Annotated in this window: 18 protein-coding genes; 9 read left to right on the forward strand and 9 right to left on the reverse strand. The window is 74.8% G+C overall.

All coding sequences use genetic code 11. The annotated features are described in order from the left end of the window. Window positions 1-37: 37 nt before the first annotated feature. The 3 genes from Q1K26_RS10880 to Q1K26_RS10890 form a co-directional block, all read right to left on the reverse strand. Window positions 38-2,959 (reverse strand): hypothetical protein, encoded by a 2,922-nt coding sequence (locus tag Q1K26_RS10880; RefSeq protein ID WP_300010002.1) that lies wholly within the window; start codon window positions 2,957-2,959, stop codon window positions 38-40. A 393-nt stretch (window positions 2,960-3,352) separates the two neighbouring features. Beyond that, window positions 3,353-4,525 (reverse strand): adenylyltransferase/sulfurtransferase MoeZ, encoded by a 1,173-nt coding sequence (gene moeZ / locus Q1K26_RS10885; RefSeq protein WP_300010005.1) that lies wholly within the window; start codon window positions 4,523-4,525, stop codon window positions 3,353-3,355. A gap of 49 nt (window positions 4,526-4,574) precedes the next feature. Beyond that, entirely contained in the window at window positions 4,575-5,510 is a 936-nt protein-coding gene (locus tag Q1K26_RS10890) for an alpha/beta fold hydrolase (RefSeq protein ID WP_300010008.1), read from the reverse strand. A 179-nt stretch (window positions 5,511-5,689) separates the two neighbouring features. Between Q1K26_RS10890 and Q1K26_RS10895 the strand changes: the two genes are divergently transcribed. After that, complete coding sequence (locus Q1K26_RS10895; protein ID WP_300010010.1) at window positions 5,690-6,760, forward strand: Abi-alpha family protein; 1,071 nt, start codon at window positions 5,690-5,692, stop codon at window positions 6,758-6,760. A gap of 24 nt (window positions 6,761-6,784) precedes the next feature. Here the strand turns inward: Q1K26_RS10895 and Q1K26_RS10900 are convergent, their stop codons facing one another. Beyond that, window positions 6,785-8,020, reverse strand: a complete 1,236-nt coding sequence (locus Q1K26_RS10900; RefSeq protein WP_300010012.1) for a DUF445 family protein — start codon at window positions 8,018-8,020, stop codon at window positions 6,785-6,787. A 106-nt stretch (window positions 8,021-8,126) separates the two neighbouring features. Further along, entirely contained in the window at window positions 8,127-9,035 is a 909-nt protein-coding gene (locus Q1K26_RS10905; protein ID WP_300010014.1) for a diiron oxygenase, read from the reverse strand. Between the two features lie 138 nt (window positions 9,036-9,173). Here Q1K26_RS10905 and Q1K26_RS10910 point away from each other — a divergent pair, with 138 nt between their 5' ends. The 4 genes from Q1K26_RS10910 (at window position 9,174) to Q1K26_RS10925 (ending at window position 13,337) form a co-directional block, all read left to right on the forward strand. Further along, window positions 9,174-10,034: a hypothetical protein gene (locus Q1K26_RS10910; protein ID WP_363320464.1), complete on the forward strand. Its 861-nt coding sequence runs from the start codon at window positions 9,174-9,176 to the stop codon at window positions 10,032-10,034. 72 nt (window positions 10,035-10,106) lie between these two features. Next, a complete protein-coding gene (locus tag Q1K26_RS10915) occupies window positions 10,107-11,699 on the forward strand; it encodes a hypothetical protein (protein WP_300010019.1) in 1,593 nt (530 codons plus the stop codon). A gap of 83 nt (window positions 11,700-11,782) precedes the next feature. Beyond that, window positions 11,783-12,406 carry a TetR/AcrR family transcriptional regulator gene (locus tag Q1K26_RS10920; protein ID WP_300010021.1) on the forward strand — a complete coding sequence of 208 codons (624 nt, stop codon included), beginning with the start codon at window positions 11,783-11,785 and terminating at the stop codon, window positions 12,404-12,406. A 58-nt stretch (window positions 12,407-12,464) separates the two neighbouring features. Further along, entirely contained in the window at window positions 12,465-13,337 is an 873-nt protein-coding gene (locus Q1K26_RS10925) for a type II CAAX endopeptidase family protein (protein ID WP_300010024.1), read from the forward strand. 46 nt (window positions 13,338-13,383) lie between these two features. Here Q1K26_RS10925 and Q1K26_RS10930 read toward each other — a convergent pair whose 3' ends face one another. Both Q1K26_RS10930 and Q1K26_RS10935 read right to left on the reverse strand, forming a co-directional pair. Next, complete coding sequence (locus Q1K26_RS10930; RefSeq protein ID WP_300010027.1) at window positions 13,384-14,265, reverse strand: alpha/beta hydrolase; 882 nt, start codon at window positions 14,263-14,265, stop codon at window positions 13,384-13,386. Beyond that, window positions 14,262-15,176 (reverse strand): diiron oxygenase, encoded by a 915-nt coding sequence (locus tag Q1K26_RS10935; protein ID WP_300010030.1) that lies wholly within the window; start codon window positions 15,174-15,176, stop codon window positions 14,262-14,264. The genes Q1K26_RS10930 and Q1K26_RS10935 overlap by 4 nt, the downstream gene beginning before the upstream one ends. Before the next feature lie 60 nt (window positions 15,177-15,236). Here Q1K26_RS10935 and Q1K26_RS10940 point away from each other — a divergent pair, with 60 nt between their 5' ends. Together Q1K26_RS10940 and Q1K26_RS10945 are read left to right on the forward strand one after the other, a co-directional pair. After that, complete coding sequence (locus Q1K26_RS10940) at window positions 15,237-15,920, forward strand: TetR/AcrR family transcriptional regulator (protein WP_300010033.1); 684 nt, start codon at window positions 15,237-15,239, stop codon at window positions 15,918-15,920. Continuing rightward, window positions 15,917-16,240: a DUF4873 domain-containing protein gene (locus Q1K26_RS10945; protein WP_300010036.1), complete on the forward strand. Its 324-nt coding sequence runs from the start codon at window positions 15,917-15,919 to the stop codon at window positions 16,238-16,240. The genes Q1K26_RS10940 and Q1K26_RS10945 overlap by 4 nt, the downstream gene beginning before the upstream one ends. Before the next feature lie 110 nt (window positions 16,241-16,350). Here Q1K26_RS10945 and Q1K26_RS10950 read toward each other — a convergent pair whose 3' ends face one another. Both Q1K26_RS10950 and Q1K26_RS10955 read right to left on the reverse strand, forming a co-directional pair. Continuing rightward, window positions 16,351-16,575 (reverse strand): DUF3107 domain-containing protein, encoded by a 225-nt coding sequence (locus tag Q1K26_RS10950; RefSeq protein WP_300010039.1) that lies wholly within the window; start codon window positions 16,573-16,575, stop codon window positions 16,351-16,353. A 98-nt stretch (window positions 16,576-16,673) separates the two neighbouring features. Continuing rightward, window positions 16,674-17,333, reverse strand: coding sequence for a ferritin-like fold-containing protein (locus Q1K26_RS10955; RefSeq protein ID WP_300010042.1), 660 nt, complete (start codon window positions 17,331-17,333; stop codon window positions 16,674-16,676). A 360-nt stretch (window positions 17,334-17,693) separates the two neighbouring features. Here Q1K26_RS10955 and Q1K26_RS10960 point away from each other — a divergent pair, with 360 nt between their 5' ends. Continuing rightward, entirely contained in the window at window positions 17,694-19,403 is a 1,710-nt protein-coding gene (locus tag Q1K26_RS10960; protein ID WP_300010312.1) for a DEAD/DEAH box helicase, read from the forward strand. 128 nt (window positions 19,404-19,531) lie between these two features. Then, the gene (locus Q1K26_RS10965; protein ID WP_300010044.1) at window positions 19,532-20,839 is read left to right on the forward strand and encodes a PQQ-binding-like beta-propeller repeat protein; all 1,308 of its coding nucleotides are present in this window, start codon (window positions 19,532-19,534) and stop codon (window positions 20,837-20,839) included. Window positions 20,840-20,878 lie beyond the last annotated feature (39 nt).

The raw sequence follows: 20,878 nt of genomic DNA on the forward strand, positions 1-20,878 counted from the left end.
ACGCGGGACCGTTCGGCGCGCTGTCGCCGCGGCCGGGTCAGGTCCGGTCGGCCGCCGGGTTCTCGTAGCCGTCGACCGCGTCCTCGTCGTGGTCGTCCTGATCGTCGTGGTCGTCCTGGTCGTCCTGGTCGTCCTGGTCGTCCGGGTCGTCCTGGTCGTCCTGGTCATCCGGGTCGTCGTAGCCGTCCGGGTCGTGGCCGGCCACGTCGTCCTCGGTCGATTCGCCTTCGGCCGATTCGTCGTAGGAGCTGCCGTCGACGGCGGCCGGGTCCTCGTCGGCCGCCTCGTCGTCGCCTGCGTACCCATCGCCTGTGTCGTCGCCTGCGTACTCGTAGTGGGTGGCGTCGTCGTCGATGGCGTCGTCGTCGATGGCGCCGTCGTCGGTCGCGCCGTCGTCGGTCGCGCCGTCTGCGTGCTCCGCGGCCCCGTCGTCGCCTGCGTAGCCGTCGGTGGCGTCGTCCTGGGCCGCGTCGCCGTCGGGGCCGCCGTCCTCGGCGTCGGGGCGCTCGTCAGCGTCTGGGGTAGGAGCGTCGGCGTCCCCGGCCCGGTCGACGTCGGCTGTGTCGTCGTCCCCGGTGGTCTCGTCGCCGGCTGCCTCGTCGCCGGCTGCCTCGCCCACGCCGGAGACGACCTCGGCCGAGTCACCCGCGACAGGGACCGGCTGCGCGCCGGAGCCCTCGTCGCCACGGTCCTGCCCCGCCGAGCCGTCCTCGGGTCCGGCCTGCCCGGTGCTGGCCGCGACCTCGTTGAGCACCTCGAGGTCGAGGTCGTCGAGCTCGTCGAGGCGGTCGTACAGCTCCGGGAGGTCAGCCGGGTACCCGGAGCCGTCGACCACGGGGTCGGGCGCCCCGTCCCGGGGGTCCGGCCCGACCGGCTCGCCGCCTGCGCTGTCCGCCTCACCGATGGTGCGGGCCGGCTCGTCCGCCGTCCCGGGGTCGGGCCGACCCGTTGTTCCGGTGTCCGTGGCGACCGCCCGCCCCGCCGCCTCCGCCTCGGCCTGCTCCAGCGCGGCGGCGACCGCCGGGGCCGCGATCGCTCCCCCGGGCACCGATCCCAGCACGTCGAACGCGAGCGCCGACGCCGCCGCCAGAGCGACCTGCTCGTCGGTGCGGGGCGCCGTGCCGGGAGACCCGCCGGTGGGGCCGCGGTCGCCGGCACGCAGATCGGCCGCCGGGGCCGCGGGCTCGGCCGACACGTCCGCGTCCGGGTAGCGATCGTCCCGGACCGGCTCGGCGGGGTCCAGTACGTCGATGACCGGCATGACGACCGGCTCCAGCACCGCGACCGGCCCGTCGGCGTCGACCTTGTCGCTGCGGGCGGGTCCGCCGGGACCCTGGTCCCCCCGGCCCCGCTCGCGCTCCCGGTCGCCCGCCCGGTCGGGCCCGTCGACGACGTCCTGCACCGTGTCCACGACGGTGTCGACCGGACCGCCGCCCGGCGCGCCGGGACGCTCGGGGCCATCGACGACGTCCTCGACGGTGTCGACCACCGTCTCGACCGGCCCGTCGTCGCCGTCCTCGACCGACGCGGGCGACGGGCCGCCCCCGGCGGGAGGTCCGGGGTCGCCGCCGCTCACGACGTCGTCCACGGTGTCCACGACCGACTCGACGGGTCCGGGGTCCTCCGCGCCGGACCCGGCGGGCCCCTCGGCCGGCCGGTCGGGCGCCGGGTCGCCGGGGCGCTGCGCCGATCGGTCCCGGTCCCGGTCGCGCCGGTCCGGGCCGACGACCGCCTCGACCGTGTCGTCCACGGCTCCGGCGACCCCGTCGAGCGGGCCGTCCGCCGGGGGTGCCGGGTCCGGGTCCGGGGCGTCGGCGCGGGGCTCGCCGGTGTCCTCGACGGTCTCGTCGCCGGGGCCGCGGGGGTCCGGTGGCCCGCTGGTGTCGACGTCCTGACGCGGACTGCCCTCCTGCTCGTCGCGGCCGCCGACGACGTCGGGCTGCTCGGGTACCGGATCCGGCGTCGGCTCCGGATCGTCGGTGCCGCGGATGACGTCGAGGACCTCGTTGCCGACCTCGGTGGTGACGGCGACGTCGTCGGGCAGCGGCCGCGCGGCGGCGTCCTGCACGCCTCCCTCCAGTGCGGCCAGCTCGGCGGCGCGGGCGTCGCGCTGGCGCAGCCGCAGGTCACGCTGCTCGTCGAGCGCGGCGAGGGCGGCGGCCTGCTCGGCGCTGCGCTGCGGCTCGGTGGGGGCGTCGGCCAGCGCCTCCTCGACGGCGGCCAGGTACTGCTCGGACTCGGCCAGCTCCGCGCGCACGTCGTCGAGCGAGTGGTAGGAGTCGAGCTGGGAGACCAGCGTGGCCCGGCGTCGTTCCAGCAGCTCCTTGCGCTCGGCGAGCGCCCGGACCGGGGCCGCGGGCCGGGCCTCGCGCTCCGCCGCGGTGAGGCCGAACCACTCGGCCTCGACCTCGGCGATCGTGTCCAGCTGCCGGTTGACCGACGCCAGCGCGATCTGGGCGCGGTTCGCCCACTCCTCCCCGGTCCGGCCCTCCGGGACGACCTGCGCGGGCGCGACCGGGACGGGCGGCTGCGACGCGGTGACCGCGTAGCCGCCCACGAGGATCCCGGCGGCCCCGATCACGGCGAGGGCTCGCCGACGGCGCGGCAGCGGCGCGTTCAACCCGGCGGTGCGGGCGCGGGCCCGGGCCGCGAGGGCGGCGTCGGGAGCGGGCTCGCCGCGCCGCCGCGCCGCCCGCGACCGCGCCTCGTCCACCCGGGGTGCGGACTCGGCGTCGCGGGCCCGGGAGGAGGCGGGCCTCTCGACCCGGTCGGCATCGGGTTCCCGCAGCCACGGCAGCGTGGCCGCCAGCTGGGACTCCGGCCCGCCCTGGAGCGCGGCCCGGCGGGCCTGCCGGGCGGCGGACCGGTGGGCCGCCGTGCAGTAGCGGCGAGCGGGGCGGCCCTCCACGTCCTCGATCGCGACGTCGCACCCGGGCAGGGCACACCGTTTCGGGTTCACGTCCACCGCTGCGCCCCCATCGCCGGCGACGGGCGTGCGCGTACCTACGCGCCATCGCCCGTCTGGCCGCCGTGGCTGCGCGTCGCGCACCCCAACGCCGCGGCGCCATGGTTCGATTTGATCTTCCGGGGAGCGAACGCTACTCGGACCCTGCCCACGTTGTCACTGCTCCAACTGGGACCATTCGCCCTGGTCAGCGTGACGCTGCGTGCATTCTCGGAAGGATCGTGACGCTCCGTCCCCGATGCGGGGCGCGGCGGGCACAGCGCGCCACGGCGCACGCCGTGGACCGGATCGAGCGGTGCGACCGGGCCGCCGGGGGCACGCGCCGGTTCTCGCGGAAGGCGTAGCGGGTGGGCCGGTGCCGCACCGGGGGCACCGGCCCGTCGTCGCTCAGTAGGTCGGCAGGCTCTGGTCGACCTGGTTGGCCCAGGCCAGCACCCCGCCGCCGACGTGCACGGCGTCGGAGAACCCGGCCTTGTGCAGCGCCGCCAACGCGTCGGCCGACCGGGCGCCCGACTTGCAGTGCAGCACGACCGGGCGGTCCTGCGGGATCTCCTCGAGCGCCTCGCCGGAGAGGATCCGGTCCTTCGGGATCAGCACCGCGCCCGGGATCGAGACGATCTCGTACTCGTGCTGCTCCCGGACGTCGATGAGCGCGAAGTCCTTGCCGGCGTCCATCATCTCCTTGAGCTCGGTGGCCGTGATCGTGTGCCCGGCCGCCGCCGCCTGCGCGTCGCCGGACACCACGCCGCAGAACGCGTCGTAGTCGATCAGTTCGGTGATCTTCGGGGTGTCCGGGTCCTTGCGGATGTTGATGGTGCGGTAGCTCATCTCCAGCGCGTCGTAGACCATCAGCCTGCCCAGCAGCGGCTCCCCGATGCCGGTGATCAGCTTGATGGCCTCGTTCACCATGATCGAGCCGATGGACGCGCAGAGCACGCCCAGCACGCCGCCCTCGGCGCAGGACGGGACCATCCCGGGGGGCGGCGGCTCCGGGTAGAGGTCGCGGTAGTTGAGCCCCTTGCCGTTCGGGGCGTCCTCCCAGAACACCGACGCCTGGCCCTCGAACCGGAAGATCGAGCCCCAGACGTAGGGCTTGCCCAGCAGCACGGCGGCGTCGTTCACGAGGTAGCGGGTGGCGAAGTTGTCGGTGCCGTCGAGGATGAGGTCGTAGTCGCCGAAGATGTCGAGCACGTTCGTGCTGTCGAGGCGCACCGGGTGCAGCCGGACCTCGACGAACGGGTTGATCTCGGCGATGGAGTCGCGCGCCGACTCCCCCTTGGGCCGCCCGATGTCGGACTGGCCGTGGATGACCTGGCGGTGCAGGTTGGACTCGTCGACCTCGTCGAACTCGGCGATCCCCAGCGTGCCGACGCCCGCGGCGGCCAGGTAGAGCAGCGCCGGACTGCCGAGCCCGCCCGCCCCCACGACCAGGACCTTCGCGTTCTTGAGCCGCTTCTGACCGGTCATCCCCACGTCCGGGATGATCAGATGGCGGCTGTAGCGCGCCACCTCGTCCTTGGTCAGCTCGGCGGCCGGCTCCACGAGCGGCGGTAGCGGCATGGGAGATGCTCCTCGTGTCGAAAGGCGTTCTGTCTGCGCAACGTCGCGGTCAGGCAGGATCTTCCCAGGCGTCCCACAGTTCGCCCACGGCCGCCGCCACGGCGTCCGGCGCCTCGATCTGGGCGACGTGCCCGATCCCGGGCAGCATCAGCAGCCGGGAGTCCGGGAGGGCGGCGGCGGTGCGCGCGGCCAGCCGCGGCGAGACCAGCCGGTCCCGGTCCCCCCAGACCACCAGCGTGGGTGCCCGCACCCGCCGGACCGTGGACCACAGCCTGCCCAGCGCCCAGCTCGCGATCATGTCCGACCCCGTGCGCAGCACCGCGTCGCGGGCCCACGGCAGCCGCCCGCGCGCCGCGATCTCGGCGGTGAACTCGGCGAAGCGCTCGGGCGGGACGCTCGCGGGGTCCCCGAAGCAGATCTGGACCATCTGCTCGGCCCGCTGCTCGGGCGTGAGCGCCGCGATCTGCGCCCGTGCCCGCCGCCCGAGCACCGGCAGCAGCGCGAGTGCCATCCGCGGATCGGAGATCCGTCGCGGGTCGGGCCTGCGGTCGGGCATGGCCGGGGACACCAGCGTCAGGGTCGCGACGAGCTCGGGCCTGCGCGCGGCCACGCTGATCGCGAGCGCTCCGCCGAACGAGTTGCCCAGCAGGTGCACCCGCTGCCCGCGCCCGGCCAGGTAGCACAGCAGGGCGTCGGCGTGGGCGTCCACCGAGTAGTCGGCGGTGGGCAGCGGGCGCGAGAGCCCGAAGCCCGGCAGGTCGAGCGCCGTGCCCGCGGCGCGGGTCGAGAGCAGGCCGGCGAGGTCGGTCCAGTTGGTGGCCGACCCGGACAGCCCGTGGACGTACACGGCCGGCACCCCGCCGGGTCCGGGCGTCTCCCGCACGTGCAGCGTGACCCCGCCGGAGGTGACCGCCCGGCCCGGCCACGGGCGGCGGGTCCCGTCCTCGTCGGACGCGCGGGCGAACGGGGTGGCGGTCGAGGTCACGCCATCGAGGATCACCCACGAACGGGGTCGATGGCCACCCCGGTCGGCGGACTTGCCCACTGCTCGACCTACTGTTACCGTTGGTAACGGTACGAGCCACGCCACGGGCGACCGTGGTAGCTTCCGGCGCCACCGGGCGCCGTGCCGCCCGTCGTCGCACCGAGATGCGGAGATCCGCCGTGCCCAGCGAGACCACCCCGCAGCCGGACGGGCTCCCGGGCCGCGCCGGGTCACTGGTCGGGGCGGCCGGGTCGTTGGCCCGCTGGGCCACCCGCACCAGCACCGACCTCGCCCGCAGGCTGCCCGGTGCGGCCGCGATCGAGTCCGAGCTCGTACAGCTCGAGCGGGTCGTGCTCACCGAGCTGCGCCGCCGGCTCGACAACGTCGACCCGCTCGGCGGCGGGCGCCCCGGCGACGGCGAGCCGGTGGACAACCCGACCCGCAACCCGCCCCCGCCGAAGCAGACCGAGCCGCTGCGCGTGGCGATGGCCGAGCTGCTGATGCGCTCGCTGGAGCAGTCCACGCAGCGGGCCCGGGAGTACCTCTACCTCTCGCTGCTGCGCCAGCTCGTGCCCGACGAGGCGCGCATCCTGTCCGCACTGGCCGACGGCAGCGTCTACCCGGTCGTGCACGTCGACGTCCGCACCGGGGTGTCCGGGTCGCGACGGCTGCTGTCCAACGCCTCCTCCGTCGGCCGCGCGGCGGGGGTGGCGGTACCGGCGTCGGTGCCGCGCTACGTCCAGCGGCTGCTGCACTTCGATCTCGTCGAGATCGGCGCGCACGATCCGGAGCTCACCGTCCAGTACGACATCCTCATGACCGACCAGACGCTGCGCGAGGCCGAGGAGGCGGCGCGCACCCAGGGCCGCGCCCGGTTCGTGCGCCGCACGCTGCGCATCGCGCCGCTGGGGCGCGACCTGTGGGACGCCTGCCACCCGTACGACGAGCCGAGCACGTGGCCCGACGCCGCCCGCCACGTCCCCACCGACGCGCAGCGCCGGGCCTGGGACGCCCTGATCGCGGAGGAGGAGCAGATCGACCCCACGACGGCCGCCGCGTCGGGACCGGGGATCGGCCCGGCCGCGGCGGCCGCCGCGGCCGCGACCCGCACGCCTCCGCCCGCGGGGGCCGTCCCACCCGCGGTGCCGAGCCGCGAGCCGGGGCCGGCCGCACCCGTCCTGCCGCGCGCCGTGCACGTCCCCTCCCCCGAGACGCCGCCCGCCCGCAACGGGCGGCACCCCGCTCCCTGAGCGCGCGGCGTCGGCGGGCCGGACTCACACGGAGTAGTGCACGACCACGTAGGACTGGAGCTCGCCGACCGCCGCGCCGAGCAGGGCGCCGACGGTGATCAGGATCCACTCGTCCTGCTCGAACGCGGGCCGCAGCAGCTTCTCGAACTCCTCGGGGGGCATCTGCTGCATCTTGGTGACGAGGATGTTGCGGATGTCCATGGCGTCCTCGGCGTAGTCCTCCATGTAGGACATCGTCTCGGGCAGCGCGGCCATCACCTGCGCGCTCACCACCCGCTTCATCTCCTGGTAGCGGGTGCTGCCGACGGCGAACACGAGCAGGGGCTTGACCATCCCGGTCTGGGTGTCCAGTACCGACTGGACCTCCTTCTGGACCATCGAGAACAGCCGGTCCGACATCGGCCCGGTGAGCACCGCGGCGATCACGTTGTGCGGGGTGATGATCTCCTTGGCGACCAGCGACCCGTAGGCCTCCGCCACTTCCTTGTGACGCTTGAGGAACAGCCCCTGCCACTGGAAGGTCCCGAAGTAGCGGGTGGGCCGCTTCGGATTGAAGATCATTTTCAGGGCGAGCCAGTCGGTGAGCCAGCCGGTGATCAGACCCGCGATGGGCATGATGATCGGCAGCTTGAGCAGCGCCCAGGCGATCATCTGCAGGACGCCGATCACGGCCCCGAAGTAGATGCCGGAGTAGCGGATGAACGCGAACTCCTTGGCGCCCGCCTCCTTGAAGATGCGGTTGATCAGCGCCTTGTCCTTGACCAGGTTGGTGACGACCATGTCCTTGAGATCGAAGACACCGTCGATGTCGTCCCGGATCGCCGTCATGATGTGCTCGACGATCTGCGGGGCCTGCCGCTGCACGCGCCCGATGACGATCCGGCGCACGGCCTCGGGGATCGACTCCCACAGCCCGGGCTGGAACTGGCCCGCCACCTGCCTGGTGATCTCCTCGATGTTGTCCAGGAGCGGTTTCTCGATCTCCTTGGCGACCCGCTCGGCGTCGAGCCGGTCGAAGATCTCCTCGGGGCTTATGAGCTTCTCGGTCATCGTGTCGCAGACGATGCTCGCCATGCGCGCCGCGCGGCGCGGCACGATGCCCTGCCAGCCGAGGTAGGGCCGGACCCCCCGGAACTCCAGCGGGCGGAACATCATCTCGATCGCGACGATCTTCGTGACGTAGCCGATCACGGCCGCGACGATCGGCATCGACGCGTAGATGATCCAGTTGCGGCCGACGTCGGCGAGGATGGCCTCCATCGTGCCCCCTCCGCCTCGCCCGGTCCCACTACGCCGTTCGGCTCAGCCCCGGGACGGCCCGGGCAGAGTACTCATCCGGACGTGGGCCCGACGCACCACCTGCGCGTCAGATCAGACCCGCGCGACGCCACAGCCACGTGAACGGCCCGCCGAGGATGCCGACCTCGCGCAGGAACGGCGTCAGCCTGCGCGCCGACCACGCGATCGTGTCGCGGTGGTGGGGGTTGGCCAGCGCCACCTTCCGGGCGGCCCCCGGGTCCAACCCGACGCTCGCGTAGACGTCGGGATGGATGTAGTTGCGCACCACGACGAACGACACCAGCGGCGTCAGCGCCCGGGCGAGCTCGCGCTGGAACGGGGTCAGCCGGGGCATCAGGCGGGCCAGCTCCTCGCGGGCGTAGCGGACGTGCCGCGCCTCCTCGGTCACGTGGATGCGGCTCACCATCCGGGACAGCGGCTGCACCCGCTCGTCGCGCATGGCCTCGCGCTGGAGCTGGTCGAGGGTCTCCTCGGCCACCAGCACCGCGGCGAACATCGACGGACCGGCCCCGGTGGCCTTGTAGAGGCGGCCGAGCTGGTGGGTCAGCCACCGCGGCGCGTAGTCGGGCACGCCGTAGCGCTCGGTCAGCCTGGCGAACATGATCGAGTGCCGGCACTCGTCGGCGATCTCGGTGAGCGCGTACCGGACGTGGCCGGTGCGCGGGTCACGGTCGTAGGCGTACCGCAGCAGCATCTGCATGAGGATCATCTCGAACCACAGCCCGACCCGCGCGATGCTGCAGAACTCGTGGATCGACAGCGTGACGCGCTGCTCCTCGGTCAGCCCCTCCCACAGCTGCGTGCCGAACAGCGAGCAGCGCTCGGGCGGCATGCCGAAGCAGCCCTCGACCAGCTCCGCGTCCCAGTCGATGTCGATCGACGGCTCGTAGGAGTGGGCCAGCGAGGACCGGAGCAGGCGCTCGGCCACGGTCTCCCGGTCGGTCAGCCCGACGCTGCCCCTGTCCCGCTCGCTCATCCCGGCCCCTCACCCTTGAACGGCTCGCCCGTTACCGGCGGTTACTGTTACCAAAGGTAACGCAAGCCGGGCCTCGGTTGTCAAGACCTGGGCGCCACCCGCGGACCACGCGCGCGTTGAACGGGTATGAACACGGCGGTGCGAGCGATCGGCCACGCCGTGGCACTCGCGCTGGTCTTCGGCGCCGCCTGGGGCGTCGGTACGGCCGTCGGCGATCCGGAGCCGATCCCCGCGGTCGCCCCGCCCGCCCACCGCGGGGACCACGAGCACGGCCCGCCGGTCGCCGCCTCCGACGGGCTCTCCGCGACCGCGGCGGGCTACACGCTCGTGCCGCGGGAGGACACCCTGGCTCCCGGCGTGCCCGCGGAGTTCGCCGTCACCGTCACCGGCCCGGACGGCCGCCCGGTCACCGGCTTCGACGTCGTGCACGGCCGGGCGCTGCACCTGGTCGTCGTGCGGCGTGACGCCGTCGGGTTCCAGCACCTGGACCCCGTCATGGGACCCGACGGCACCTGGCGGGCGCCGCTGCTGCTCCCGGCCGGGGGTGTCTACCGCGTCTACGCCGACTTCGTGCCCACCGGGGGACCGGCCCTGACGCTGGGCACCGACCTGTTCGCCCCCGGCGACTTCACCCCGATCCCGCTGCCACCCACGCGGGTCGCCCGGGTCGAGGGCTACCAGGTCCGGCTCGACGGCGAGCTGGTACCGGGCACCGACGCACCCGTGTTCGCCACCGTCAGCCGGGACGGGGTGGCCGTCACCGACCTGGAGCCGCACCTCGGCGCGTTCGGGCAGCTGATCGCGCTGCGCCGCAGCGATCTCGCCTACCTGCGCATACGACCCGCCGCACCGGCGCCTGCCGCTACCGACCGGTCCGGCCCCGGCATCGCCTTCACCGCGCGGGTCCCCTCGGCCGGCGGGTACCGGCTGTTCCTCGAGTTCCGCCACGGCGGCGTGGTCCGGACCGCCGAGTTCACCGTCGACACCCCGGCGGGCTGAGTCGCGGCCACCCGGTTCCCGGCGGCGCTGCCCGCCCTCGCGCTCGCGGCTCCGGTGGTCGCGCTGTCGTGCGTGCCGTCGTGGCAGTTCCGGCACTGGCAGTGGATCGCGCTGGCGCTCGCCGCGCCGCTCGTCGGGTGGGCGGTGCGGCGCGCACCGGCGGGGCCCCTCGGCGTCCTCGCCGTGGCGGGGCCGGTCGCCGCCCTGGGCTGGTCGGTGTACCTCCTGCTGCTCGGCGGGGCGGGGGCCCCCGGGAGCACCTGGTCGCCCGCCGACGGCGCCCCCCTGGCCACCGCCGCCGGGCTCGCGACGCTCGCGCTGCTGGCCGGCGACACCCGCCGTCCGGTCGCCACCTGCGGGCGTGGCGCCCCGGGACCCGCCCCGCCCCGCGCCGACGCGACGCGGACGGCCGAGGTGTCGGCCGCGCTCGTCGCCGGTGCCACGACGGCCGCGCTCGGCTTCGGGCTGGGCCGCGGCACCGGCCCGGCGGCCGTCGCCGCCGCCGTCGCGGTGCTCGCCGCAGGTTCTCCGGTCGCGCTGCTGCTGGCCCCGGGGCGCCCCCGCCGGCTGGACGCCGTGGTCGTCCCGCAGGCCCTGCTGACCACGGGGGAGCTGGAGGTCCGGGCCGTGCACCCGCACGGCGGGGCCGACGAGGCGACGGTGCGGCGGTTCGCCGCCGCCCTCCACGCCGCCGCCCTCCACGCCGCCCTCGACGCGACCGGGACGACCGGCGCGACCCCGCCCGGCACCGTGCCGCCGGACACCGGGTCGGACGGCACCACCCCACCCGGCGCCGAGCCGCCGGGCACCGAGCCGCCCGACACGACTCCACCCGACACCGGTCCGCCCGGCGGCACTCCACCCGGCGGCGGGCCACCCGACACCGAGCCACCCGACACCACCCCGCCCGACACCGGGCCGCCCGACACCACTCCACCCGGCACCGGGCCGCCCAACACCGGTCCGCCCGACACCACTCCACCCGGCACCACTCCGCCCGAGAGCGGGCCGCCCGGTACCGAGCCGACCGACGCGGGGCCCGGCGCCGTGCTCGGCCGCGCCGTGGTCGCCGCGGCGACCGGACCGCTGCCGGGGGTGTCGGATCTCGACGGCCACCCCGACACCGGGCTGCGCGGCGTCGTGTCCGAGCTGCACGCGGACCGGGTACTGGCCCACGCCGTCCTCGTCGGACCACCGACCTGGCTGGCCGAGCACGGGGTGGCCGGGCCGGACGGGACCGGCGACCTGGCCATCGCCTGGGACGGCGTCGCGCGCGGGCGGCTGGAGATCGTCGCGACAACCCGCCCCGGTGTGACGGGGACGACCGCCGCGCTGCGCCGCCGCGGCGGCGACGTCGTGGTGGCGGGCCCCGATCCCGACCGCGCGGTCGATCGCCTGCGTGCGGCGGGCCGGGCGGCCGCCCTCGCCGCCACCCCGGACCGGGACCTCGATGCGGTCGCCCACGAGGTGCGGCGGCAGCACCGGGGAGCACGGCTGCGGCAGGTGTGCCGGGCCGTGGCGGCGGCGGCGGTGGTGGGTGGGGCGGCGGCGGCACTCGTCGGGCTGCTGAACCCGGGGACCGCACCGGTCGTGCCCGTGGCCTCGACGGTGCTCGTCCTCGCGACGAGGCCGCGTCGCCACCACCCGTTCGGGGCTACCGCCTAGTAAGGTGTGATTTCGTCCCTGATCGGGGCGCATGAACGGAAGGCCGCGCCGATGCACACATCGCCGATGTTCGACTCAGACACATGACCGAGGCGACGGCACCCGCCCATCGCGGGGCCCGCCTCTCCCGCACCGCCCGCCGGGCCCAGCTCCTGGTGGCCGCCCGCGACGTATTCGCAGCCCAGGGGTACCACGCCGCGGCGATGGACGACATCGCCGAGAAGGCCGGCGTGAGCAAACCGGTGCTCTACCAGCACTTCCCCGGCAAGATGGAGCTCTACCGGGCGTTGCTGACCACCTACGCCGACGAGCTCGTCGACCGGGTCCGCGCCGCCATGGCCCACCCCGGCGACAACCACGAGCGTGCGCAGGCCGCCGTCGCCGCGTACTTCGACTTCGTCGCCGACGAGGGCAGCTCCTACCGGTTGATCTTCGAGTCCGACCTGCGGGGGGAGCCCGAGGCCGCCGCTGTCGTCGATGCCGCACTGCGCCGGTGCATCGACATGGTCGCCGAGGCCGTCACCACCGACGCCGGTCTGGACACCCCCCGCGCCCGGCTGCTCGCCGTGGGGCTCGTGGGGCTGAGCCAGGTCACCGCCCAGTACTGGCTCGACTCGGGCAAGACGGTGCCGCGCGACGAGGCGGTGGCCCTGATGTCGGGACTGGCCTGGCGCGGCCTGGCCGGATTCCCCCTCATCCACGGCTGAGCCCGGTGCCGGTTCGGTCCGGTTTGTCGCGGTGGCCGGGTCCGGTCATGCTGGCCCGGTGAGCGGACGCGGCACGGACGGGACAGCGGGCGCGGGGTCCGCGGCCGGCGGCGAGGAGCCGGCCCCGACGGTGCGACCCACCGCCGGTCGCCTGGTCGCCGCGGCGCTGGTGACGGCCTCCGCGGTCCCGCTCTTCGGCCTGCAGGAACGGCCGATCGGGTACGCCGTGCTGGTCGCCGGGCTGGTCGTCGCCGCCGCGGTGGACCGCGCGCTGCTGCGGCACCTGCTGCTCATCGCGGCCGGCCTGGTGGTCATCAGCACGATGTCGCTGGAGGCGGACCTCAGCGACGGCGGGATGGCCCGATTCGCCGTCACCCTGACCGCCGCGGTCGCCCTGCCCTACGCCGTCTCCCGCTGGGTGTACCGGGAGGACGTGATCAGGTTCCCGATCGGCACCGGGAACCGGTGGAGCCGGTTCGAGTTCGGCTACCTCGCCCTGGTCGTCGTCGGCGGGTACCTGATCCTGCCCGTGTACTTCCTGGGCTCGGGCGCGTACCTGAACTGGCCGGAGATCACCGGGACCGACGAGATCGTCCGGCTGTTCATCGGGGTCAACGGGGTCGGGCTGTGGGACGAGCTGTTCTTCGTCTGCACCGTCTTCGCCCTGCTGCGCAGGCACTTCCCGTTCTGGCAGGCGAACCTGCTGCAGGCCGTGGTGTTCGTGTCGTTCCTCTGGGAGCTGGGATACCGCGGGTGGGGCCCGCTGCTGACGGTGCCGTTCGCGTTGCTGCAGGGCTACATCTTCGCGCGCACCCGCTCGCTGCCCTACGTGGTCACCGTCCACCTGACCTTCGACCTGATCATCTTCGGCATCCTGGTGCACGCCTACAACCCCGCGTTGGCGGACGTCTTCATCACCGATCCGCGCTAGTGCCCGCCCGGCGCCGCCCGAGGAGCCGCGGCGGCGCCGGGGAGGTTCAGCAGGCCCGCCGGTCGGACCGCGCCGCACCCCGGACCAGCGCGCCCAGCCGGCCCGACACCGCGGCCACCCGCTCCAGCGGCACCATGTGTCCCACGTCGGGGAACACCGTCAGCTCGGCCGAGGGCAGGGCCCGGGCGATGCGGCGCGACGCGGGCACCGGGGTGAGCCGGTCGCGCGACCCGGCCAGCACGACGGTCGGGATCGCGGCGAACGCGGCCAGCGCGGCGTCCCGCTCGTGCGCGGCCAGCGTCGGGCGGAATCCCGAGAGCGTCTGCGGGCGGCAGGCGGCGAACGACGTCGCGGTGATCCGGACGGCCTCCGCATCGGCTCCGGGACCCAGCAGCAACCAGCGCGACGCCGGCGTCAGCACCCGCGGGCTGCCCAGCCGAGTGGCCCGCGTCGTCGCCAGCGTGCCGAACAGGCGCTCCTCGGCCCGCCGGATCAGCGGCGCGGTCGCCGCCGGCAGGCCGAAGGTCGTGCTCGCGAGCCCACCCGCCGCGGTGGCGACGAGGCCGATCCCGGCCGCCCGCGCCACGACGTCGGGGTGCCGCTCGGCCAGCGCCATCAGCGTCATGCCGCCCATCGAGTGCCCGGCCAGTACCAGCGGGCCGGTCGGGGCGACGTCGGCGACGAGCTCGGCGAGGTCGTCGGCGAGGCGTTCGAGTGTCATCGAGGCGGGGTCGGCCGCTCCGGAGCGTCCGTGGCCGCGGTGGTCGTAGCGCACGACCCGGGCGGCGGGCCCGGCCAGCGCCCGCGACACCGGCGCCCACGTGGACGAGTCCAGCGTCCAACCGTGGGCGAGCACGACGGTGACCGGCGCCGTCCGCGGCCCGTCCACCTCGACGTGGAGGGCGACCCCGTCAGCGGTTCTCGTCATCGGATCAGGTGCGCCTTGCGCCACAGGATCTCCGTGGGCCCGCCGACGAGCTTCTGCTCGCGCAGGAACGGCACCAGCTTGCGGGCCGACCAGCGCAGCATCTCCCGGTGGTGCGGGTTGGCCTGCGCGGCGCGGTACCCCACGGCCGGGTCGATCCCGACCGAGGCGTACACGTCGCGGTGGATCAGGTTCTTCGCGACGACGTAGGCGATCCGCGCGGTGAGGTAGTTGGCCAGTGCCCGCTCGGCGGCGTTCGTCCGCGGCATGAGCCGGACCAGCTCCTCGCGGGCGTAGCGGACGTGCCGCGCCTCCTCCGTCACGTGGATCTTGTTGACCATCCGGGTCAGCGGCTGCACCGTGTCGTCGCGCATCGCCTCGCGCTGGAGCTGGTCGAGGATCTCCTCCACGAACAGCGTGCCCGCGAACATGGCCGGGCCCGACGCCACGGCCTTGAAGAACCGTCCGAGCTCGTGCACGAGCCGGCGCGGCCGGTAGTCCGGCACGCCGCAGTGGGCGTTCATCTTCGCGAACATGATCGAGTGCCGGCACTCGTCGGCGATCTCGGTCAGCGCGTACTGGATGTGCCGGCTGCGCGGATCGCGGTCGTAGGAGTACCGCAGCAACATCTGCATGAGGATCATCTCGAACCACAGGCCGATGCGCGCGACGCTGCACAGCTCGTGCACCGAGAGGGTGCGCCGCTGCTCGTCGGTGAGGGTGTCCCACAGCTCGGTGCCGTAGAGCGACACCCGGTGCTCGGGCACGCCCCACTTGCCGTCCAGGAGCGGTGCGTCCCACTCGATGTCGATGGCGGGCTCGTAGGAGTGCTCCAGCGACGACCTGAGCAGGCGCTCGGCCGTGGTCTCCCGGTCCCCCACCGTCCTGGCGGCCTTCGCGAGTCCGGCGGTCATGGCACACTCCTCTCGACGGAACGCTTGCTGTTACCACTGGTAACTGTTACCACTGGTACCGTGCCGCCCGAACAAGCCCCTGTCAAGCCCACCGCCCGCCAGGACCGCCGCTCGCAGCGGCGCGCCGAGATGGTGCAGGCCGCGATGGACGCGGTCCGCCAGCACGGGCCCGGCGTGTCCGTCGCCGACATCGCCGCGCAGGCCGGGATCACCAAACCCGTCCTCTACCGGCACTTCGACGACCGCGCCGACCTGCACCGCGCCGTCGGGCGGGAGGCGGCCGGGCTGCTGATGGCCCGGATCGCTCCGGAGCTGGAACACGATCGCGAGCCGGCCGAACACATCCGGGCGATCGTCGACGCGTTCCTCGGCGGCATCGAGGACGAGCCGGAGCTGTGGCGGTTCGTCGTGCACAACCCCGGGGAGCACACCCCGGGGGCGGAGGTCGTCGACGACGTCCGCCAGACGATCGCCAGCCTGCTCGCCACCCTCATCGGTGAGCGGCTGCGCGCCCTGGAGCTCGACTCGGGCGGCGCGGAGGCGTGGGCGCTGGGCCTGGTCGGCATGGTGCAGAGCACCGGGGACTGGTGGCTGGAGCGGCGCACGATGAGCCGCGGCGCTCTCACCGACTACCTGACGACGTTGATCTGGGGCGGGGTGAGCGCGGTGCTGGGCCGGACCGGGACCGGGACCGACGCACCCCTGACGCTGCTGCGCCGCGCCCAGGGCGGGAGCGACCGGTGAGCGACCACGACGAGGGCTACGCGGGTCCTGCCACGCTGAGCGTCGACGGCCGCGAGGTGCCGGTGACGGTCCTGCTCGACGCGCGGCACGAGCCCCAGGACGGGCGGCTGCACTGGTTCGGCCGCCTCACCCTCGACCCCGCCGTGGACGCGGGCGTGCTCGCCGCGCTGTCGTCGTCGACGAGCCGTCTGGAGCTGTGCACCGACGGCGGCCGCGCACCCGCCCGCCTCGGCGACATCGACCCCTGGGGCCGCTACCGGGTGACCGGCGTCGGGCCACCCCCGTACCCGCTCGACGAGCCGGACCTCGACGGGGACTGACCACGGCACGGGAGCCACCTTCGCGCGCCGGACGGCGCTTCGCGCGCTGTCGGCAACGCGCGAGGCACCGTTGCGCGCGCGAGATGTCCCGGCTCGGCGCGGGTCGCAGGTCAGCCGATCGCGAAACCGACGCGCCTGCCCTCGTCCGCCGCGATCTCCACGTAGGCGATCTGGGCGGAACGGATCAGGTACTTGCGGCCCTTGTCGTCCACCAGCCGCAGCAGCTCACCGCCCGCGAGGGCGTCGTCGACCAGCTTCGCGACCTCGTCCGCCGACTGGTCGCTGGACACCACGAGCTCGCGCTGGCTCTCCGCGATGCCGATCTTGACCTCCACCGGTGGACCTCCTGCTCGAAACGCTGAGTCGAACTGTCACGCCCAGGCTAGTCGAGCAGTGGCGGCCGGACCGCCACGGGCGCTGTGCCCACAGCGAACTACAGCCCGAGCTTGGTCATCCGCTTGCCGTGGTTGGACTGCAGGCGCCGCAGCAGCGCCCCGATGCCGGCGAGGTCCCCGGAGCCGGTGACGATGAACTCGGCCAGTTCGTCGCGCTCGGCCACGATGTGCTGCGCCTGGGTGACGGCCTCCCCGAGCAGCCGCCGTCCCCACAGGGCCAGCCGGTCGTGCACCTGCCGGTCCGCCGCGCACGCCGCCCGCACCTCGCGCTCGGCGAAGGCGCTGTGGCCGGTGTCGGCGAGTACGTGGCGCACCAGCTCACCGGTCGGCCCGGACACCCACGCCGCCACCTCGCGATAGAAGTCGGCGGCCAGCCCGTCGCCGAGGTAGGCCTTGACCAGCGACTCCAGCCAGCTGCGCGGGGCGGTGGAGGCGTGGTAGCCGTTCCACATGGCGACGAAGGGCGCCATCGCGTCCTCGATGGGCACGCCGATGCCCCGCAGGTGCTCCTCCAGCAACCGGAAGTGCCCGATCTCCGCGGCCGCCATCGACGACAGGGCCGCCCGCCCGCTGAGCGTCGGCGCGTGCCGCGCGTCCTCGGCGAGCCGGTCGAACGCCGACAGCTCGCCGTAGGCGAGCACCCCGAGCAGGTCGATCGTGGCCCGTCCGGCGGCGGTGCCGCCGTCGACCGCCGTCACCACTGGTCGAACCCGGATCCGCGCATGCGCGCAGCCTAGAGGGACGCGCCACTCGATCGGGGCGGCACACGTCACGCGTCCGTCCGGCACGCCGGGCTCCCGCCCGTCGCAGCCTGCGGGTAGGATGTCGGCCAGTGCCGCGCCCATGTCGGGTGCGCGCTCCTGCCGCGGTCGCGGCCGCCGCACCCCCGTGTGCGGCACCGGGCCGCAACGACCTGGTGCGTGCAGCGCCTTGTCGGCTCTCCCGCCCCGCGAACCGCGCGGGCGGTCGAGGAGCCGGCCCCGGGCTCCTGTGCGCGGAGAGAGGCGATCATCCTGTCCGTCGAGACCGACAACTCCACCCGTGGTGACGTGCCCACGATCCCCGACCCCGAGGACGCAGCGCTGGCCCACCCGCTCACCGGTGACGCCCCCGTCCGCCCCGAATCCCCCACGTTCGCCTCGCTCGGTGTCCGCCCCGAGATCGTCAAGGCCCTGGCCGAGGCCAACATCGTCCACACGTTCGCGATCCAGGAGCTGACCCTGCCCCTGGCCCTGGCCGGCGAGGACGTCATCGGCCAGGCCCGCACCGGCATGGGCAAGACGCTGGGCTTCGGGGTGCCGCTGCTGCAGCGCGTCACCCCGCCGTCCGAGCAGCCCGCCGCCACCGCCGACGGCGAGGCCGCCGACCGCACCAAGGACGTGCCGCAGGCGCTCGTCGTCGTACCCACCCGCGAGCTGTGCGTCCAGGTGGCGCAGGATCTCGCCGACGCGGGCAAGCACCTCGGCATCCGCGTCACCGCGATCTACGGCGGGCGTGCCTACGAGCCGCAGCTGGCCGCGCTGCGCAAGGGCGTCGACGTCGTGGTCGGCACCCCCGGCCGCCTGCTCGACCTCGCCGAGCAGCGCCACCTCGTGCTCGGCCGCGTCAAGGCCCTCGTGCTCGACGAGGCCGACGAGATGCTCGACCTGGGCTTCCTGCCCGATGTCGAGAAGATCCTGCGCATGCTGCCCGACCAGCGGCACACGATGCTGTTCTCGGCCACCATGCCCGGCCCGATCATCGCGCTGGCCAGGGCGTTCCTCACCCGGCCCACGCACATCCGCGCCGAGGAGCCCGACTCCGGCTCCACCCACGAGAACACCACGCAGCACGTCTACCGCGCCCACGCGATGGACAAGGTCGAGCTGCTCACCCGCGTCCTGCAGGCCGAGGGCCGCGGCCTCACGATGATCTTCGCGCGCACCAAGCGCACCGTGCAGCGGGTGGCCGACGACCTCGCCGACCGCGGGTTCGCCGCCGCCGCCGTGCACGGTGACCTGGGTCAGGGCGCCCGCGAGCAGGCCCTGCGGGCGTTCCGCTCCGGCAAGGTCGACGTGCTGGTCGCCACCGACGTCGCCGCCCGCGGCATCGACGTCACCGACGTCACCCACGTCATCAACTACCAGTGCCCGGAGGACTCCAAGACCTACGTCCACCGGATCGGCCGCACCGGCCGCGCCGGGAAGACCGGCGTCGCGGTCACGCTCGTGGACTGGGACGAGCTGCACAAGTGGAAGACGATCAGCGACGACCTGGGGCTCGACAAGCCCGAGGCGCCGGAGACCTACTCCACCTCGCCACACCTGTTCACCGACCTCTCGATCCCCACCACGGCCAAGGGCAGGCTGCCGCACTCGCAGCGCACCCGCGCCGGCCTCGACGCCGAGTACGTCGACACCGAGGGCGACCAGGGCGGCGGCCGCCGACGCGACCGCGACCGCGGTCCCAAGCGCACCGAGGACGTCGTGCTGCCCGAGCGCCGGCCCCGCAAGTCGCGCTCACGCACCCGCAGCCGGGGCGGCGTGACGATCGACGGCGGCGCGGCCGCCGGAACCACCACCGACGGGTCCACGGCCGCCGGATCCACGACGGCGGGATCCACGACGGCGGGGTCCACGGCCGACGCGCCCGCTCCGGCCGCGGACGCCGGCCCGGAACCCGGCACGCGCGCCGAGGGCGAGGGCCCCCGCCGCCCGCGCCGCCGCCGCCGCGGTGGCCGGGGCCGCAGCGCAGGCAACGGCGAGGCCGAGGACGCCGCCGCCAGCTGACCTCCCCGCCCCGTACACAGGTCGACGGTCTCGCACAGGGCCCCCGGGCCCGGGGTGAGCCCCGTGACCGGTGTGCGGGCGCAGGGGTGGGCCGGACGTCGCGTCGGCACCGAGAGGACGCTGTAGGGATGTTCCGCGCGCCCCCGCCCGAGCGCCGCCGCCGCGGCGACCTCGTGGCCGCGGCGTTGCTCGTGCTGGTGCTGGTCGGCGCGGCGGTGCTGCTGGGCCGCTCCAGCGACATCGCCGGCACCACCGCCCGCACCGCGAGCCGCCCGATCACCCCGCCCGCGCCCGCCGCGGCCGCCCCGGCCGGGTTCGCGGAGACCTGGCGGGCGCCGAGCGCGGCGACCGCCACGCCACTGGTGTCCGGGCCCGCCGTCGTCACCGCCGACGGCTCCACCGTCACCGGCCGGGACGCCGTCACCGGCGAGGAGCGCTGGAGCTACGCACGCGACCTGCCGCTGTGCACGGCGGCCGCGGGTTTCCCCGGCGTCGAGAACGGCCGCGTGCTCGCCCTCTACGCCAACGAGGACGGCCCGGCCGCACCCGGTGGTGACGGCCCGTACTGCAGCGAGCTCACCATGCTCGGCGCCGTCACCGGCGCGCGGGTAAGCGCCCGCAACCCCGACGCGCGACCCGGCACCGAGCTGCTCGCCGACGACACCTACGTCCTGGCCACGGGTGGCGAGCATCTCGAGGTGTGGCGCTCGGACCTCGTGCGCACCCTGGAGTACGGCACGGTGCCCGCCCAGGAGCAGGTGGGCCGCCAGCCCCGCCCGGGCTGCGGCTATCCCTCGGTCACGCTCGCCGACATGCGGGTCGCCGTGATCGAGCGCTGCCCCGCCGAGGACGCCGACCGTCTCACGGTGCTCGTCACCGACGGCAAGGACGGTGCCGAGACGCCCGAGGAACGCTTCTCGCAGCTGCTCCCCGGCACCGGCGCGGCGGTCGTGGGGGTGGCGCAGGACCGCGTCGCCGTCACCGTGCCCGGCGCCGCGGACGGCGGGGAGGGCGGGGAGGGCGGGGAGGGCGGCAGGCTCGTCGTGTTCGACGGTGCGGGCGCGCAGGTCGCCGTCACCGAGCTCGACGTCGCCGGGCCCGACCCCGACCCGGCGGGCGGGTACGTCCCGGCCACCGGCGACGACACGCGCCGCTACGTCTTCACCGGCTCAGCCGTCCTCGCGCTCGACGCCGGCGAGCTCGCGCTGCTGTGGTCGTTCCCGGACGCGCTCGGCCCACCCGTCCGGTACGGCACCGACCTCCTGGTGCCGGTCCCGGGCGGGCTGGCAGTCCTCGACCCCGCGCGGGGGACGCCGCGACGGCTGATCCCGGTGCAGCGCGGGGACGACACCGCGCCGGTCCTCGTCGCGACGCAGGGCGAGGTGCTCCTGGAACAGCGCGGTGCCGAGGTGATCGCGCTCTCCCCCACACCATGATCGACTCGCGGACCGGGCCGGTGCCGGGCACGACGTGGG

It is taken from the genome of Pseudonocardia sp. (genome assembly GCF_029263155.1).
GTDB lineage: Bacteria > Actinomycetota > Actinomycetes > Mycobacteriales > Pseudonocardiaceae > Pseudonocardia.

Excerpts from the sequence above, each read along its gene's own strand:
- Q1K26_RS10900 (WP_300010012.1), bottom strand. The coding sequence starts at position 8,020 with ATGGAGGCCATCCTCGCCGACGTCGGCCGCAACTGGATCATCTACGCG.
- Q1K26_RS10905 (WP_300010014.1), bottom strand. The coding sequence starts at position 9,035 with ATGAGCGAGCGGGACAGGGGCAGCGTCGGGCTGACCGACCGGGAGACC.
- Q1K26_RS10920 (WP_300010021.1), top strand. The coding sequence starts at position 11,783 with ATGACCGAGGCGACGGCACCCGCCCATCGCGGGGCCCGCCTCTCCCGC.
- Q1K26_RS10930 (WP_300010027.1), bottom strand. The coding sequence starts at position 14,265 with ATGACGAGAACCGCTGACGGGGTCGCCCTCCACGTCGAGGTGGACGGG.
- Q1K26_RS10965 (WP_300010044.1), top strand. The coding sequence starts at position 19,532 with ATGTTCCGCGCGCCCCCGCCCGAGCGCCGCCGCCGCGGCGACCTCGTG.
- moeZ (WP_300010005.1), bottom strand. The coding sequence starts at position 4,525 with ATGCCGCTACCGCCGCTCGTGGAGCCGGCCGCCGAGCTGACCAAGGAC.
- Q1K26_RS10935 (WP_300010030.1), bottom strand. The coding sequence starts at position 15,176 with ATGACCGCCGGACTCGCGAAGGCCGCCAGGACGGTGGGGGACCGGGAG.